Source organism: Mesorhizobium sp. B3-1-6, from assembly GCF_006439555.1.
In the GTDB taxonomy this organism is placed as follows: domain Bacteria; phylum Pseudomonadota; class Alphaproteobacteria; order Rhizobiales; family Rhizobiaceae; genus Mesorhizobium.
In genome coordinates this window covers 1-15,149 of the sequence record NZ_VFTM01000031.1, presented here as the reverse complement: position 1 = coordinate 15,149, position 15,149 = coordinate 1, and the positions used below count along the sequence as shown (strand labels likewise).

General features: G+C 63.2%; 19 protein-coding genes. 11 read left to right on the top strand and 8 right to left on the bottom strand.

What is annotated here, in order from left to right; translation table 11 throughout:
• Positions 1-59: 59 nt before the first annotated feature.
• The 5 genes from FJ414_RS24365 (at position 60) to aat (ending at position 3,934) form a co-directional block, all read left to right on the top strand.
• Entirely contained in the window at positions 60-887 is an 828-nt protein-coding gene (locus FJ414_RS24365; protein WP_140646937.1) for a DsbA family protein, read from the top strand.
• Between the two features lie 131 nt (positions 888-1,018).
• A complete protein-coding gene (aroQ, locus tag FJ414_RS24360) occupies positions 1,019-1,453 on the top strand; it encodes a type II 3-dehydroquinate dehydratase (RefSeq protein WP_095767887.1) in 435 nt (144 codons plus the stop codon).
• 26 nt (positions 1,454-1,479) lie between these two features.
• On the top strand, positions 1,480-1,941 hold the full coding sequence (gene accB, locus FJ414_RS24355; RefSeq protein WP_140646936.1) for an acetyl-CoA carboxylase biotin carboxyl carrier protein: 462 nt from the start codon (positions 1,480-1,482) through the stop codon (positions 1,939-1,941).
• Positions 1,942-1,960: 19 nt separating this feature from the next.
• Entirely contained in the window at positions 1,961-3,304 is a 1,344-nt protein-coding gene (accC, locus tag FJ414_RS24350; protein WP_140646935.1) for an acetyl-CoA carboxylase biotin carboxylase subunit, read from the top strand.
• Positions 3,305-3,316: 12 nt separating this feature from the next.
• Entirely contained in the window at positions 3,317-3,934 is a 618-nt protein-coding gene (aat, locus tag FJ414_RS24345; protein WP_140646934.1) for a leucyl/phenylalanyl-tRNA--protein transferase, read from the top strand.
• Here the strand turns inward: aat and FJ414_RS24340 are convergent.
• The 3 genes from FJ414_RS24340 to FJ414_RS24330 all read right to left on the bottom strand — a co-directional run bounded on the left by FJ414_RS24340 (position 3,925) and on the right by FJ414_RS24330 (position 5,483).
• A complete protein-coding gene (locus FJ414_RS24340) occupies positions 3,925-4,317 on the bottom strand; it encodes a hypothetical protein (protein ID WP_140646933.1) in 393 nt (130 codons plus the stop codon). The genes aat and FJ414_RS24340 overlap by 10 nt on opposite strands.
• 58 nt (positions 4,318-4,375) lie before the next feature.
• Positions 4,376-4,948, bottom strand: coding sequence for a DUF2155 domain-containing protein (locus tag FJ414_RS24335; protein ID WP_140646932.1), 573 nt, complete (start codon positions 4,946-4,948; stop codon positions 4,376-4,378).
• Positions 4,949-5,084: 136 nt separating this feature from the next.
• The gene (locus FJ414_RS24330) at positions 5,085-5,483 is read right to left on the bottom strand and encodes an NADH:ubiquinone oxidoreductase subunit NDUFA12 (protein ID WP_140646931.1); all 399 of its coding nucleotides are present in this window, start codon (positions 5,481-5,483) and stop codon (positions 5,085-5,087) included.
• A 270-nt stretch (positions 5,484-5,753) separates the two neighbouring features.
• On the opposite strand from FJ414_RS24330, the gene panB reads away from it, so the two are divergent.
• Together panB and panC are read left to right on the top strand one after the other, a co-directional pair.
• The gene (gene panB / locus FJ414_RS24325) at positions 5,754-6,593 is read left to right on the top strand and encodes a 3-methyl-2-oxobutanoate hydroxymethyltransferase (RefSeq protein WP_140646930.1); all 840 of its coding nucleotides are present in this window, start codon (positions 5,754-5,756) and stop codon (positions 6,591-6,593) included.
• Positions 6,590-7,441 (top strand): pantoate--beta-alanine ligase, encoded by an 852-nt coding sequence (panC, locus tag FJ414_RS24320; RefSeq protein WP_140646929.1) that lies wholly within the window; start codon positions 6,590-6,592, stop codon positions 7,439-7,441. Before panB ends, panC begins: the two co-directional genes overlap by 4 nt.
• A gap of 29 nt (positions 7,442-7,470) precedes the next feature.
• On the opposite strand, the gene FJ414_RS24315 is transcribed toward panC, so the two are convergent.
• The 3 genes from FJ414_RS24315 to gatB all read right to left on the bottom strand — a co-directional run bounded on the left by FJ414_RS24315 (position 7,471) and on the right by gatB (position 10,319).
• The gene (locus tag FJ414_RS24315) at positions 7,471-8,169 is read right to left on the bottom strand and encodes an AIM24 family protein (RefSeq protein WP_140646928.1); all 699 of its coding nucleotides are present in this window, start codon (positions 8,167-8,169) and stop codon (positions 7,471-7,473) included.
• A gap of 153 nt (positions 8,170-8,322) precedes the next feature.
• On the bottom strand, positions 8,323-8,817 hold the full coding sequence (locus FJ414_RS24310; protein WP_140646927.1) for a GNAT family N-acetyltransferase: 495 nt from the start codon (positions 8,815-8,817) through the stop codon (positions 8,323-8,325).
• 2 nt (positions 8,818-8,819) lie between these two features.
• Entirely contained in the window at positions 8,820-10,319 is a 1,500-nt protein-coding gene (gene gatB / locus FJ414_RS24305; protein WP_140646926.1) for an Asp-tRNA(Asn)/Glu-tRNA(Gln) amidotransferase subunit GatB, read from the bottom strand.
• Positions 10,320-10,560: 241 nt separating this feature from the next.
• Here gatB and FJ414_RS24300 point away from each other — a divergent pair, with 241 nt between their 5' ends.
• On the top strand, positions 10,561-10,806 hold the full coding sequence (locus FJ414_RS24300) for a YjhX family toxin (protein WP_181181704.1): 246 nt from the start codon (positions 10,561-10,563) through the stop codon (positions 10,804-10,806).
• 109 nt (positions 10,807-10,915) lie between these two features.
• Here the strand turns inward: FJ414_RS24300 and FJ414_RS24295 are convergent, their stop codons facing one another.
• On the bottom strand, positions 10,916-11,347 hold the full coding sequence (locus FJ414_RS24295; protein WP_140646924.1) for a CBS domain-containing protein: 432 nt from the start codon (positions 11,345-11,347) through the stop codon (positions 10,916-10,918).
• 232 nt (positions 11,348-11,579) lie between these two features.
• On the bottom strand, positions 11,580-12,317 hold the full coding sequence (locus FJ414_RS24290; protein ID WP_140646923.1) for a rhomboid family intramembrane serine protease: 738 nt from the start codon (positions 12,315-12,317) through the stop codon (positions 11,580-11,582).
• Positions 12,318-12,742: 425 nt separating this feature from the next.
• On the opposite strand from FJ414_RS24290, the gene FJ414_RS24285 reads away from it, so the two are divergent.
• The 3 genes from FJ414_RS24285 (at position 12,743) to FJ414_RS24275 (ending at position 15,073) form a co-directional block, all read left to right on the top strand.
• Positions 12,743-13,381 (top strand): PAS domain-containing protein, encoded by a 639-nt coding sequence (locus FJ414_RS24285; RefSeq protein ID WP_140646922.1) that lies wholly within the window; start codon positions 12,743-12,745, stop codon positions 13,379-13,381.
• Positions 13,382-13,553: 172 nt separating this feature from the next.
• On the top strand, positions 13,554-14,171 hold the full coding sequence (locus FJ414_RS24280) for a PilZ domain-containing protein (RefSeq protein ID WP_140646921.1): 618 nt from the start codon (positions 13,554-13,556) through the stop codon (positions 14,169-14,171).
• Positions 14,172-14,467: 296 nt separating this feature from the next.
• On the top strand, positions 14,468-15,073 hold the full coding sequence (locus FJ414_RS24275; RefSeq protein WP_140646920.1) for a transglutaminase-like cysteine peptidase: 606 nt from the start codon (positions 14,468-14,470) through the stop codon (positions 15,071-15,073).
• Positions 15,074-15,149: the final 76 nt, after the last annotated feature.

Below are 15,149 nucleotides of genomic sequence, written 5' to 3'. Positions count from 1 at the left end.
ACCTCCCGGACGTTGGCGGCGACCAAGGCGGACCGGAAAAGGCAAAAGGATCGACAATCATGAACAAGGCAATCCTGCTTGGCAGCGCTGGCGGTCTGGCTGTGGCGCTCGGGATGTTGGCCTTCGGCTTCGTGGCGGGAAACCCGCAGGCGGCGAGGGCCGACACCGTGCAACTGGCTCAGGTCACGTCCTCGACCGACACCAAGGCTTCCGCCGACACCAAGGTCGATCGCAAGGAGGTCGAGGGCATCATCCGCGACTACCTCCTGAAGAACCCGGAAGTTCTGCTCGAGGTGCAGGACGCGCTCGAGGCCAAGCAGAAGGAAGAGCAGCGGCTCGCAGCACTTGGCGTGATCAAGGACTCCAAGGACGAGATCTTCAACTCCACCTTCGACGGCGTCGTCGGCAATCCGAAGGGCAAGGTCACGATCGTCGAGTTCTACGATTACAATTGCGGCTTCTGCAAACGCGCCATCGAGGACATGCAGGCGCTGACCAAGTCCGACCCGGACCTGCGCTTCGTGCTCAAGGAATTCCCGATCCTCAGCCCGGATTCGCAGAAGGCCAGCGTCGTCTCCATGGCGTTCCACCTGATGCACCCGGAAAAATACGGCGAATTCCACACCGCGCTGCTCGGCGGCCAGGGCCGCGCCACCGAAGCGACCGCCATCAAGGTTGCGCTTTCGCTCGGCGCCGACGAGGCAGCGCTGCGCGAGAAGATGAAGGATCCGCGCATCGCCGAAACGCTTTCGCGCACCTATGACCTTGCGACGAAACTGTCGATCACCGGCACGCCGTCCTATGTGGTCGGCAACGAGGTGATCTTCGGAGCGCTCGGCCAGCAGGTTCTGGCGGAAAAGATCGAAGAGGCAAAGAGCGCGCTCTAGACGCGCGCGGTGCAAAAGCCGGCCGCTGTGGACAGCGAAAGAACGCACTTGCGCTCTTTTCGCGGGCGGCTATGCCCATTATAGAGGCGCAGTGCGCCGGCTTGGGGTCGGCGTAGAACAAGGTCGGCATATTGAAAACGATTTTCGTCCTCAACGGTCCCAATCTCAATGCGCTCGGCAAGCGCGAACCGGGGATCTATGGCGGCAAGACGCTTGCGGCCATCGCCGAGGACTGCAAGGCGGCCGGCGCCGCGCTCGGGCTCGAGATCGATTTTCGCCAATCCAACCATGAAGGCGATCTGGTCGACTGGATCCAGGAAGCCAGCGAGAAGGCGGCAGGCATCGTCATCAATCCCGGCGCCTACAGCCACACATCGATCGCCATTCACGACGCCATCCGCGCCGCAGCACCGCTGCCCGTCGCGGAAGTCCATCTTTCCAACATCCACGCGCGGGAGCCCTTCCGCCACGTCTCCATGGTCGCGCCGGTCGCTGTCGGCATGATCTGCGGGTTCGGGCCGCTCGGCTACACCCTCGCGCTGCAGGCACTGGCGGCTCGCCTGTGACCGGCTCCCAAACAGAAGGCTCGAAAATGTCGATAAAAAAGACCGGTGTTGACCAGCAGCTGATCCGCGATCTGGCGGGCATTCTGAACGACACCAATCTGACCGAGATCGAGGTCGAACTCGGCGACCTCAAGGTGCGCGTCTCGCGCCAAACGCAGGCCGTCCACGCCGTCGCCGCGCCGCTTGCCGCGGTTGCTCCTGTTGCCGCGGCAGCGGCTCAGCCCGCAACGGCAGCCGCAGCCGCCGATGTGTCCAAGAACGCAGTGCCCTCGCCGATGGTCGGCACCGCCTATCTGGCACCCTCGCCCGACGCCAAGGCGTTCATCGAAGTCGGCCAGAAGGTCAAGGAAGGCCAGACGCTGCTCATCATCGAAGCGATGAAGACGATGAACCAGATCCCCTCGCCGCGCGCCGGCACGGTGACGGCGATCCTCATCGAGGATGCCCAGCCGGTCGAATACGGCATGCCGCTGGTGGTCCTTGAGTAGAGCTGGGAACAACCAAGAGATGTTCCAGAAGATCCTCATCGCCAATCGCGGCGAAATCGCGCTCCGCGTGCTGCGCGCCTGCAAGGAGCTCGGCATCCAGACGGTGGTGGTCCACTCGACCGCGGATTCCGACGCCATGCATGTTCGGCTTGCCGACGAGAGCGTCTGCATCGGCCCGCCGCCCTCGCGCGAAAGCTATCTCAACATCCACCAGATCGTCGCCGCCTGCGAGATCACCGGCGCCGACGCCGTGCATCCGGGCTACGGCTTCCTGTCGGAGAATGCCAAGTTCGCCGACATCCTGGCGGCCCACAACATCACCTTCATCGGCCCGTCGGGCGACCATATCCGCATCATGGGCGACAAGATCGAGGCCAAGCGCACGGCAAAGCGTCTCGGCATCCCGGTCGTGCCTGGATCCGACGGCGCGATCAGCGACGAGAAGGAAGCCAAGCGCGTCGCCGCCGAGATCGGCTATCCGGTGATCATCAAGGCCTCCGCCGGCGGCGGCGGCCGCGGCATGAAGGTGGCGCATAGCGAAGCCGACCTCGAAGTCGCGCTGCAGACGGCCAAGTCGGAAGCGGGTGCCGCCTTCGGCGACGACGCCGTCTATATCGAGAAATACCTGGAGAAGCCGCGCCATATCGAGGTGCAGGTGTTCGGCGACGGCGCCGGCCGCGGCGTGCATTTCGGCGAGCGCGACTGCTCGCTGCAGCGGCGCCACCAGAAAGTCTGGGAGGAAGCCAATTCGCCGGCGCTCAATGCCGAGGAGCGTTCGCGCATCGGCGGCATCTGCGCCAAGGCGATTGCCGATCTCGGCTATTCGGGCGCCGGCACGATCGAGTTCCTCTACGAAAATGGCGAGTTCTATTTCATCGAGATGAACACGCGTCTTCAGGTCGAGCATCCGGTCACCGAAGCGATCACCGGCATCGACCTCGTGCACGAGCAGATCCGCGTCGCCTCGGGTGGCGGGCTGTCGGTCAGGCAGGAAGACATCAAGTTCAACGGCCATGCCATCGAGTGCCGCATCAACGCCGAGGATCCGCGCACCTTCACGCCCTCGCCCGGCACGATCACGCATTTCCATACGCCCGGCGGCCTCGGCATCCGCGTCGATTCCGGCGTTTATTCCGGCTACAAAATCCCGCCCTATTACGATAGTCTGATCGGCAAGCTGATCGTGCATGGCCGCAACCGCGTCGAATGCATGATGCGGCTGCGCCGAGCGCTCGACGAATTCGTCGTCGACGGCATCAAGACGACGCTGCCGCTGTTCCGCGACCTTGTCGGCAATCCCGACATCGCCAATGGCGACTACGACATCCACTGGCTGGAAAAATACCTGGCCAAGGGTGAATAGCACGGGGATGCGATGACCCGCCCCTACGCGCCAGGCTATCGCATTCCGACCGACCTGCTGCTCAGGGCCTATGCCTCTGGTGTCTTCCCGATGGCCGAGAGCGCCAACGACCCCGAAGTGTTCTGGGTGCGGCCGGAAACGCGCGGCATCATTCCGCTGGACCGGTTCCACACGCCGCGCAGCCTGAAGAAGACGATCCGCAAGCATCCGTTCGAGATCCGCTACGACTTCGATTTCGAGGCGACGATCGACGGCTGCGCCGAAAGGCGCGAGGAGCGCCGCTCGACCTGGATCAATGCGCCGATCCGCGAAGCCTATGTCGATCTCTATCGATTGGGCCACTGCCATTCGGTCGAGGCGTGGCGCGAGGACCGCCTGGTCGGCGGCCTCTACGGTGTCTCGCTCGGACGCGTGTTCTTCGGCGAAAGCATGTTCGCCAGGGAGACCGACGCTTCAAAGACTTGCCTCTACCATCTCGTCGAGCGGCTGAAGGCGCGCGGCTTCGCGCTGCTCGACACGCAGTTCACCACCGAGCATTTGAAGCGCTTCGGCGCCGTCGACGTGCCGCGCGGCCAGTATGAGAAGCTGCTCGCCGAAGCGCTGAAGGGCGAGGCCGTCTTTTATCCTTGAGTTCGCTCTGCCGCCTCGATCGGCGTCTGCGCATGGAACATCATCTTCCAGCCGTCGGCGCGATGGACATAGCCGGTGCTGACCAAAGCAACATAGGGTTCGCCGTTCTCGCGCGTCGCGCGCGCCTCGTAGGTCAGCATGACGATGTCGCTGCCAGGCTCGACCATGCCCTTCAACTTGATGTCCAGGTCGCGCCATTTATTGGGCTGGGTGGCGGTCTTTGCGAGATCGGCATTGGTCATCGCCTGCGCCATCTGCGGGAACGCCACCAGGCACTCCACATCGGCATTGGCTTCATAGTAGGCGGAATCGCCTGACCAAAAGCCCTTCTCGATGTCGAGAAGCTCCTGCTTGTTGGCGGTGATTGTTTTCGTGACAGTCATCGCGGAATCCTCCTCGCCTTGCCGATTTGAACGGCCAAAGGGCAGGCAGGTTCCGAGATCAGTTCGTGTCGGTGGTATCGTCCGGAGCCGGCGCCGCGTCAGCCGGCTCGGATGCGGCGTCGGCCGGTTGCGCCGGAGCCTTGGGCTTGGCGGCTTCGGTCTTCGGCTTGGCCGTGTCGGCCTTGGCCGCGGTCGGCGGCGGCACGTCCGACTTCTGCTTGCAACCCTTGAGCCAGACGTCATAGACGGCGTGCTCGACGGCGTTGAGGCCCGGGCTTTCGGCAAACATCCAGCCGGTGAAGATGCGGCGGATCTTGCGGTCGAGCGTGATCTCGTCGACCTCGACGAAGGAATCGGTCTTCGGCTGCTCCGTATCCGGCCGCGAATAGCAGACGCGCGGCGTCACCTGCAAAGCGCCGAACTGCACGGTTTCGTCGATATAGACGTCGAAGGTGATGATGCGGCCGGTGATCTTGTCGATGCCGGCGAACTCGGCCACCGCATTGGTGACGCGGTCGGAGGCCGCGGGTGCCGCGGCCGGCGCCTGCGCGGCGGCGAAGGCCGCCGTCGAGGCAACCAGAATGGACGCCGCCGCGATCAGCGCCTTTGAGGTATGGCCGAAAGAGCTCATGCAAAATACCGGTGGTTGCGCCCGGGTGATTCTCTCAACGCCCAAGGCTAGTCATGGCTGCGCAGTCAGCAAGCAGCTAAATGCCAATTGTGGCGATAAAGGACCGAAGCGGCGTCTTGGATTACGATCCGAGGGATTACGACCCCGGCGTCCAGGCGTCGTAGTCGCCAGTCACCTGCGGGCGATGCTGGTTGGTCAGGATGGAACCCTGCGGACGATAGGCGCCAGGCGTTCCGGTCAGGTTCGGCCGATGCTCCTTCTGCCAGTCGCGAGCCTTGTAGCTCTCGCTCGGTGGAGGTGTATCGACGCGATGATGGATCCAGCCATGCCAGCCCGGCGGGATCTTCGAGGCTTCCGAATAATCGCGATAAATGACCCAGCGGCGGGTGCGACCTTCCGAATCGATGCCGCCCTCATAGTAGACGTTACCGGCTTCGTCCTCGCCGACCCTCTTGCCGAAGCGCCAGGTGTGGAAGCGCGTGCCGAGCGTCTGGCTGTTCCACCAAGTGAAAAACTGCAGCAGGAAAGTTTTCATCCACATCCTCACGGCGGCAGCGGCTGCGCCTTTTCCCTGCTTATGGCGTCACGCCACCGCGAAGGCAAGGGTTTTGCCATGTCCCGGCGTAAATGCTTCGTGCGTCCTTGTTTTGAAGCATGTCGTGTCCCAGAACCGCTCCGCACCTCTGGGCGACATGCATTAAATCGATCCAGTTGTGCCGCCGGCGGCAACGCGGCTTGCCAAGCGCCGCCTGTCTTTCTAAAGCTCGGCCCGCCCGTTTCGGGCGCGCCTTGAGGGAGGTGACGATTGACCCGGGATCCGTCCGCCGACAGCCGGATCAGCGCCGAAGACATTCGCCGCCGCAAGGGCGGCGTGCCGATCGTCTGCCTTACCGCCTACACCTATCCCGTCGCCCGCCTGCTCGATCCCCATGTCGATCTGCTGCTGGTCGGCGACAGCGTCGCCATGGTCCTGCATGGCCACACCACAACGCTCGGCGCCACGCTGGAGATGATGATCGCGCACGGCCAGGCCGTGATGCGCGGCTCGGCCAAGGCCTGCGTCGTGGTCGACATGCCGGCGGGCAGCTATGAGGCCTCGCCGGCGCAGGCCGCGGCGTCGGCAAGGCGGATCGTCGGGGAGACAGCCTGCCAGGCCGTGAAGCTCGAAGGCGGCGTCGACATGGCCTCCCGGATCGCCGCGATCGCCGCCGAGGGAATACCGGTCATGGGCCACATCGGCCTGCAACCGCAATCGGTGGAGAAGGACGGCGGCTACAAGATCAAGGGCCGGACGGAGGACAACATCGCCGCGCTGCTCAGCGATGCCGAGGCGGTGGAACAGGCCGGCGCCTTTTCGGTCGTCATCGAAGGCACGATGGAGGCCGTGGCCGCGAAGCTTACCCATCATATTTCGATACCGACCATCGGCATCGGCGCCAGCGCCGACTGCGACGGCCAGATCCTGGTGATCGACGACATGGTCGGCCTGACCGTCGACCGCGTGCCGAAATTCGTCAAGGAATACGCCGACTTGCGCAGCGCGATAGCGGATGCGGCGGCGCGCTACGCAGCCGAGGTGCGGAGCCGCGCCTTCCCCGGCCCCGACCACGTCTTCACGACGGCATCCGGCAAGGACAAGACATGAACGCGCCGATCGTCGTCGACAGCGTCACCGCCCTTCGCGCGCAAGTCCGGGACTGGCGGCAGGCCGGCCTCAAGGTGGCCATGGTGCCGACCATGGGCGCGCTGCACGACGGTCATATCTCGCTGGTCAGGATCGCGCTCGAACGGGCCGAGCGCTGCGTTGTCTCGATCTTCATCAATCCGACGCAGTTCGCGCCGACGGAAGATCTCGACAAATACCCGCGCCAGCTGGCGCGGGATCTCGACCGATTGCGGGATGCGGGCGCGCATCTCGCCTTCACGCCAAACGTGAGCGAGATGTACCCCTCCGGCTTCGCCACGAAAATCTCGGTCGGCGGCCCCTCCCGCGGTCTGGAGACCGACTTCAGGCCGAGTTTCTTCGACGGCGTCGCGACCGTGGTGGCCAAGCTCTTCCTGCAGGCGGCGCCCGATTGCGCCGTGTTCGGCGAGAAGGACTACCAGCAGCTCTGCGTCGTCAGGCAGCTCTGCCGCGATCTCGACTTGCCCGTCGAGATCGTCGGCGCACCGACCGTGCGCGATGCTCATGGCCTCGCCATGTCGTCGCGCAACGCCTATCTGAGCGAAGCCGAGCTCGACATCGCGCGCAAGCTCAATTTGATCCTGCGCCGCACGGCGGCGGCGCTTTCAACCGGCGCGGATGAAGCCGGCGCTATTGATGCCGCCGCGAAGGCCCTGGTCTCCGCGGGTTTCCAAAAGGTCGACTACGTCGCCGCCCGCGCGAGTGTCACGCTCGAGCCCTGGCAGCGGGATCGTGACGGCCGCCTGCTGGCGGCGGCCTGGCTCGGCACGACGCGGCTGATCGACAATGTGGAAATTCCCTCCGCCTGATCGGACGTTCGTTCGACCAGGCTCGGCGCCTACTCTTCCGACGGCATGTGCAGATACATCGACTGGATGCCGACGCGCCCAGGACCGGTGAAGCGGTTGACGACGAAATTCATGGCGGCGCCGAAGAAGCCGCTGGAAAGACGGTCGATCCTTGTATCCATCTTGACCGAAGCGTCCTTGAACAGCCAGCCGCCTGGCTCGATGTCTATGGTCTCGCCGGGCGCCAGCACCTTCTCGAAGACATTGCCGTAGCCGTGCAGCCAGACGATGCCGTCGCCTGTCTCGCCGCGGAAACGGTCGATGAAGAAGCCGCTCTGGCCGAACAGCATCGTTCCAAGGCCGCGGACGCGCTCGAACGTGTAGTCGACGCTGGCGGTCGCGGCCAGGAACTGATGCTCGCGCACCTGTATCTCCTCGCCGCGCCGAAGATGGATCGGCACGATATGGCCCGGCCCGTCGCGGCTGAAGGCGATGACGCCCGGCCCGGACGCCTCGGTGACGAAGATCTGCATGCCCGCGATCATGCGCTTCAGCGCGCCCTTCAACGATTTCAGGCCGATGGTGATCGTGGTGTTTTTCCACAAAAGGATGTGGTGTTCGAAATAGACCGGCATGTTGGTCACATCGACCGACAGCACGGGCACCAGTTCGCCCGCGACGTGATAGGTCACGCCGCCAAACGTCTCGTCCGACACCTCGGTCGGCATCAGTTCCGGCAAGCTCGGCATGGCAGTCCCCCTCATCACCGTGCTGCCGGTCGACCGGACTGTCGCCGGCGCGTCGGCTGCCGCAGCATTGCCGCCGGGCCTTCGGCCGTCAAATGAAAGCTGGCACTGGGCGCGCCGCTCGCAACAACGTGAAGCAATTGCGACGTCGAGCGATCAGGCGATCAGCGGCCGCTCAAGGAGCAGCGACGCGATGCCGGACTCCGCAGGCCCGCGATTGTCGGCGCGGCCGACCTGGACGAAACCGTTCGCCATATAGAAGGCGACGGCGCGCTTGTTCGCTTCCGCCACCTCGACGCGTACCGCGCGCGCTTCGGGGAAGCTCTCCATCACTTCGTCCAGCAGCATGCCGCCAATCCCCCGGCCCTGCAGGTCCGGTGCAACATGAAGCTGCTCCAGATCGATCGAAGCGCCCTGGTCAGCGCTCTCCGCATAGGCGACGCCGCCGATGCGCTTGCCATCGTCGGCGACCAGGAACTCCGCATCCGGCCGCTCGATGCGCGCTTTCAACTTTTCCGGCGAACACCAAAGCGCGATGGTTCGATCGATCCGCTCGGCGCCATAGATGGCGTCGCAGGCCGCGTGCCAGGTCTCGGCCAGCAGTGCCCGGATAGCCGCAATGTCACGGTCGCTGGCGGTGCGGACAAACACCGCTATTCGATGCCGAGCTTGGCCTTGACGAGGTCGTTGACCGCCTGCGGGTTGGCCTTGCCGCCGGTCGCCTTCATCACCTGGCCGACGAACCAGCCAGCCATGGTCGGCTTGGCGCGCGCCTGCTCGGCCTTGTCCGGATTGGCGGCGATCACCTCGTCGACCGCCTTCTCGATGGCGCCGGTGTCGGTGACCTGCTTCATGCCGCGGCTCTCGACGAGCTGGCGCGGATCGCCGCCTTCGTTCCAGACGATCTCGAACAGGTCCTTGGCGATCTTGCCGGAGATCGTGCCTTCCTTGATCAGGTCGAGAACAGCGCCGAGCTGCTCGGGCGAAACCGGAGCATTTTCAATGCCCTTGCCAGCTTTGTTCAGTTGGCCAAGGAGATCGTTGATGACCCAGTTGGCGGCGAGCTTGCCGTCGCGCCCTGCCGCCACCTTCTCGAAATAATCGGCGATCGGCTTTTCCGATACCAGGACCGAGGCGTCATAAGCCGAAAGGCCGAGCGCATCGACCAACCGCGCCTTCTTGTCGTCGGGCAGCTCCGGCAGGTTCCTGGCGAGCGCATCGACATAGGCCTGGTCGAACTCCAGCGGCAAAAGGTCGGGATCCGGGAAATAGCGGTAGTCATGCGCTTCTTCCTTGGAGCGCATCGAACGAGTCTCGCCCTTGACCGGATCGAACAGGCGTGTCTCCTGGTCGATCTTGCCGCCGTCCTCCAGAATGGCGATCTGGCGACGCGCCTCATATTCGATGGCCTGGCCGATGAAGCGGATCGAGTTCATGTTCTTGATCTCGCAACGCGTGCCGAAGGCGCCGCCCGGTCGGCGCACCGAGACGTTGACGTCGGCTCGCAGCGAGCCTTCGTCCATGTTGCCGTCGCAGGTGCCGAGATAGCGCATGATCGAGCGCAGCTTCGTCACATAGGCCTTGGCTTCGTCGGCCGAGCGGATATCGGGCTTGGAGACGATCTCCATCAACGCCACGCCGGAGCGGTTGAGATCGACATAGGACATGGTCGCATGCTGGTCATGCATCGACTTGCCGGCATCCTGTTCCAGATGCAGGCGCTCGATGCCGACCTCGATATCCTCGAACTCGCCCTGGCGGTCGGGCCCGACGGAGACGATCACCTTGCCCTCGCCGACGATCGGCTGCTTGAACTGCGAGATCTGGTAGCCCTGCGGCAGGTCCGGATAGAAATAGTTCTTCCGATCGAAGACCGACTTATGATTGATCGCGGCCTTCAGGCCGAGCCCCGTGCGGATCGCCTGCTTGACGCATTCCTCGTTGATGACCGGCAGCATGCCCGGCATCGCCGCATCGACAAGGCTAACATTGGCGTTGGGCGCCGCGCCGAACGACGTCGAGGCGCCGGAGAAGAGTTTCGCTTCCGAGATCACTTGCGCATGCACTTCTAGCCCGATGATGATCTCCCAGTCGCCGGTGGCGCCGGGGATCAGACGTTTTGCGTCGGGGGTGCGGGTATCGATGATGCTCATGGAGGCCTGCTAACTCGCTAAACGTGACTTTCACGTCAGACGTGAAAGTCATTCGCTAGTGCAAACCGCTCTGCGAGACAAGCCTGTGAGACAAGCGCAAAGCCGCTCTCTGGCCTTTCGGCGGCTTCCGCCTATAGGGCGCCCATCCCAATGGAGAGTGGATGTCCACAAACGCTCAGTCCCGGTGAAGCCTGACCTCCCAGGCGAGGCGGGGCAGAAAAACCTGGAAGGACGCGCGGCGCTGTGGGAACAGCGCATCCTGCACCTGCTCGCGCAGGGCGGGCGTATCAAAATCGAAAAGAACGAGGGCAGGAAGATCGCCTCGGTCCAGTGCCCGACCCGCGACGGCTGGCGCTATCCAGGCTTCGACCTGGAGCTCTTCCGAAAGCTGGGGCGGAAGAAGGCGGTTTCCTCAACGATCGGCGGTCTTTACCGCATCACCCGACGCGGGCCTGAGCTCGTGCGCGCCCAACTCGACAACCATTAGTGCCTTTGTTTTACGCAATTCCGGACGGAAAACCGCGCACACTTTTCCTGGAATTGCTCTAGCGCCCAATGCCGCCGGCCGAAACGCCGGCGGCACCTTTCCGTTTGCTTCAGGCCGTGGCGATGTAGGCTTTCATCTCTTCGGCTTCGCGCTCGACATCCTCGATGCGGCGCTTGACCACGTCGCCGATGGAGACGATGCCATCAAGCTGGCCGCCCTTTTCCACCGGCAGATGACGGAAGCGGCCACGCGTCATGATCTCCATGACCTCGTTGACCGTGTGGTTTTCGTTGCAGATCTTGACTTTCGGCGTCATCGCCGAGCGCACGGCGATGTCGAGCGCGGCGGCGCCCTCCTTGGCTACCACCCTGACGATATCGCGTTCCGAGAGAATGCCGACGATCTTGCGATCGCCATTGGTGATGACGAGCGCGCCGATCCTGTGCTCGGCCAGCATGCGAATGGCCTCGCTGAGTTTTTCATTGGGCCCGAGCGTGAACACGTCATGGCCCTTGCTTTCAAGAATTGCCTTAACCGTCATGGCGTCCTCCACTGCCTTTGACGCCGGCTCCCGCCCTGGCCGGCTTTTGAGCCCCGGCGCCCTTAGGAAGACACTGGGTGCTTGGGCAACATCGTGCGCCGTGATTGATTGCATTTCAAGTGCGCCTGAGGACTAGATCAGGATGGCGTTTCGTTGAATCGCCATCCTGATCTATCTCTTGTTGGAGCATGATCTTCTCCGAAAACCGGTTCCCACTTTTCGGGATCATGCTCTAGGCGGCAGCCATCGGACGGTCGAAAAAACGCAACCCGAAAAAGCCGGCGACGAAGCCGCCGATATGGGCTTCCCAGGCGATCTGACCGTCGATGCCCGGCGCGAAGCCAAGCAGGCCCGTGGCCAGATTGATCACCATCCAAACGCCAAGAAAGGTCATGACGCCGCGCGAGCGCAACACGGATGCGATCGGCAGCGGCTCGCCGGCGAAGGCCGCGCTGCCTGAAGAGCGGTCGACGCGGAACCCATAGCGCGCAGCCGCGCCCATCATGCCGGAGATCGCACCCGAGGCACCGACGAGCGGCGCCTCGCCATAGGGATGCAGCGCCCAGAACAGAACAACCGAAGCCAGCCCTGTCACGGCGTAGAATATCGCGAAACGCAGCGCGCCGAGACGATTGGCGAGCGGCGAACCGAAGGCTGCAAGCCAGATCATGTTGATGGCGATATGGGCAATGCCCCCATGCATGAACGCATAGGTGAACGGACGCGTGAACAGGAACCAGTCGAAGCCGTACTGGCCGGTGTACAGCACCGGAATGAAGGCACCGTCGTAGAGCAGCGTCATTTGCTGCGCTTCGTTCAGCACATATTGCTGCAGCAGATAGACGACCACGCATATGCCGATCACGGCGAGCACCACCGGCGGCAGGTTGAACACGGGTTCGCGGCGGCGCGGCTCGGAAGCCTCGTCCGGCGTCGGTTCGGTTTCGGTGGGGCTTACAGGCTCGCTCATGCGCCTTTGCGGGTTTGGGGCTTAGGGCTTTCGGCGAGCATGTAGATCACGCCCTTTCGAATCACAAACGGCTAATCGCCACAGCCCAGATCAGAAAAAGGAGCGAATCAGAACGGAGCGAATCAAAAAGAAGGCCGTCCAGGATTTCCCTGAACGGCCGGTCGAGTCCCCTGCTCCCCATAAACTCGTGACTGAAGTGCTGCCGATCGCTGCAGGAACGACCGTTTTGGAGTGGTTTTGATGTGCCACAGGCTTCGGTGGCACGCAATGTAAACCACTTGTTAACCTTAACGACCCCGAGGCGTGAACAAACGTTAACGATACTGGCACGCATCCTGCTCAGCACCGCATGAAGGTCATCGGAGGGCGCCCTGTCTGTTCGCCGATGGGACATCAAAAGACAGATTGTGCGGAGCGGAATGGACATGAATGAAAAAGGATCAATCGCGCTGTTCCAATATTGGAACCAGCTGCGTGATGGTCGCCTCGCCCCGAAACGATCGGAGGTGGAGCCGGCCGACATCAAGTCGCTTCTGGCCGACACCTTCATCCTGGAGCGCGACACGCGCGGCGAGGCGGTGTTCCGGCTCGCCGGCACGCGGCTCTGCGCCTATTATGGCCGGGAGCTCAAGGGATTCTCCTTCCCTTCGCTCTGGCGCGAGAAGGATCAGCGGCTTGTGTCGCGGCTCATGCAGGGCGTTTTCGACCAGAAATCGGTTCTGCTCATGACCTATGAGGGGTTCAGCCGCAACGGCCGTTCCAACAAATTCGAGCTCATGGCGCTGCCGCTGGACGGGGGCGCCCAGAACCCGCGCTGCCTCGGCATCGTCAGCGCCGCCGACAAGCCGTTCTGGCTTGGCGCCGATCCGCTCGCCGACGCGCTCATCGATACGATCCGGGTGATAGATCCCGACAAGGAGCCGATGTTCCTGAAGAACCGTCCGGCGATCGACGTCCCCTCGCTCGTTCCGGCCGAATTCGATCCTCCGGAGACCATTTCGGCGCTCGGCCGCGTGCGCCGCATCCGCCATCTCGTCGTCCTCGACGGCGGGCGTCACGAGTGAGCCCGGCCGTGTAAGGTTTCCCGTCGCTCCCGGTAAATTTTTCCGCGTCGCGCGAGCCCCCAGACCCAGGCTTTTGCGGCCGACTTTCCCGTTTGTTAACCTGCTTTGCTGTAGTTTTTCGGGTGAAATTCCTCGCATCGTCGCGCGGAATGCCAACGGGGTGTAGGCAGTCATGAGGTCAGCGGCGGTAGAATATGCGCCGTCACGAGCTGAGAGGCGCAACTTTCAGCGTGTCCGCGTCAAGATTTACGGGCGCTTCATGCTGGAAGACCGCACCGAGCATCCTTGCCAGGTGATCGATATGTCGCCCGGCAATGTTGCGTTGCGTACGGACCGGATCGGCATGCCGGGCGAGAAGGTCATCGCCTATATCGACCATATCGGCCGTGTCGAAGGCATCGTGACGCGCACGTCGCAGGACGGCTTCGCCATGACCGTCATCGCCTCGGACCGCAAGAAGGACAAGCTTGCCGCGCAGCTCACCTGGCTTGCCAACAAGCATGAGCTCGACCTGCCCGAGGACCGCCGCCACGAGCGCGTGGCGCCGCGCAATCCGATGAGCGTCCTGCAGCTCACCGACGGGCGCCAGTATCAGTGCCGCATCATCGACCTGTCGCTCTCGGGTGCTGCCGTCGAGATCGACGTCAAGCCGGCGATCGGCGTCCAGGTCACGTTAGGCACGATGCGCGGCCAGGTGGTGCGCCATTTCGAGGACGGCGTCGCCATCGAGTTCGCGGTTATCCAGCGGCCGGAAACGCTCGATCAGGAATTCAACGCGCCGCGCTCCTGAGACGCGCGACGCGCTTCTGAGACGAGCTGAAGCCCGCTCCTGAGACGAGCTGACACAAGCAAAGCAAACCGGCCCTTGGCGGCCGGTTTTTTGTTGTCCGGTCTTGGGAGATCGGACGCGGGCCGCCAGCGGCATCAGGACTTGCGCGGGCGGGATGAAAATCTGAACAATCCGAAATCCCGATAGTTCCAATTTTATGTTTATTCTACTGGCGTTTTACTCAATGTCTACTTCGGGTTTTTGCGTCAAATAAATCCCAACGTGGGACAGTCTCCTCAAACGGGGAGACTACAACAATGAAAATGACGAGGGGCAAGCTGTTGCTCTTGGCAATGGCGATGCAGCTTTCCGCGTGGGGCACGGCAAGCGCAGGACCGGCTTTCATGCATACGGGTGGCCGCACCACCCAGCCGGTCGGCCACTACGATTTCTGCCAGCGCATTCCGGTCGAATGCAACCAACGGACGCCGAAGGGTCCGCCGGTCGAGCTGACGCGCAAGCTGTGGGCGACGATCGTCAACGTCAACAATTCGGTCAACGTCCGGGTCAAGCCGCGCACCGACATGGAGATCTACGGCGTCGAGGAATACTGGGCTTATCCCGACAAAGGCTATGGCGACTGCGAGGACTACGCACTGGAGAAGCGCCGCGAGTTGATGGCCGTCGGCGTGCCGGCAGGCAATCTGCTGATGACGGTGGTGCGCCAGCCGAATGGCGACGGCCATGCGGTGCTCACGGTGCGCACCAGCCTCGGCGAATTCATCCTCGACAATCTCGAGCCGAAAGTGCTCGCCTGGAACGACACGGTCTACACCTATCTCAAACGTCAATCGACGGAGAACTCGGGCGCTTGGGTAACGATCAACGACGGCCGCGAGGACGCGGTCGCCAGCGTCCGCTAGGGCGCCAAAGCGATCGGGTACGCTGCCCAAGATGCGGCGGCGTGCCCAAGGAGAAAGCCCGGTCGAGTCCCCACCC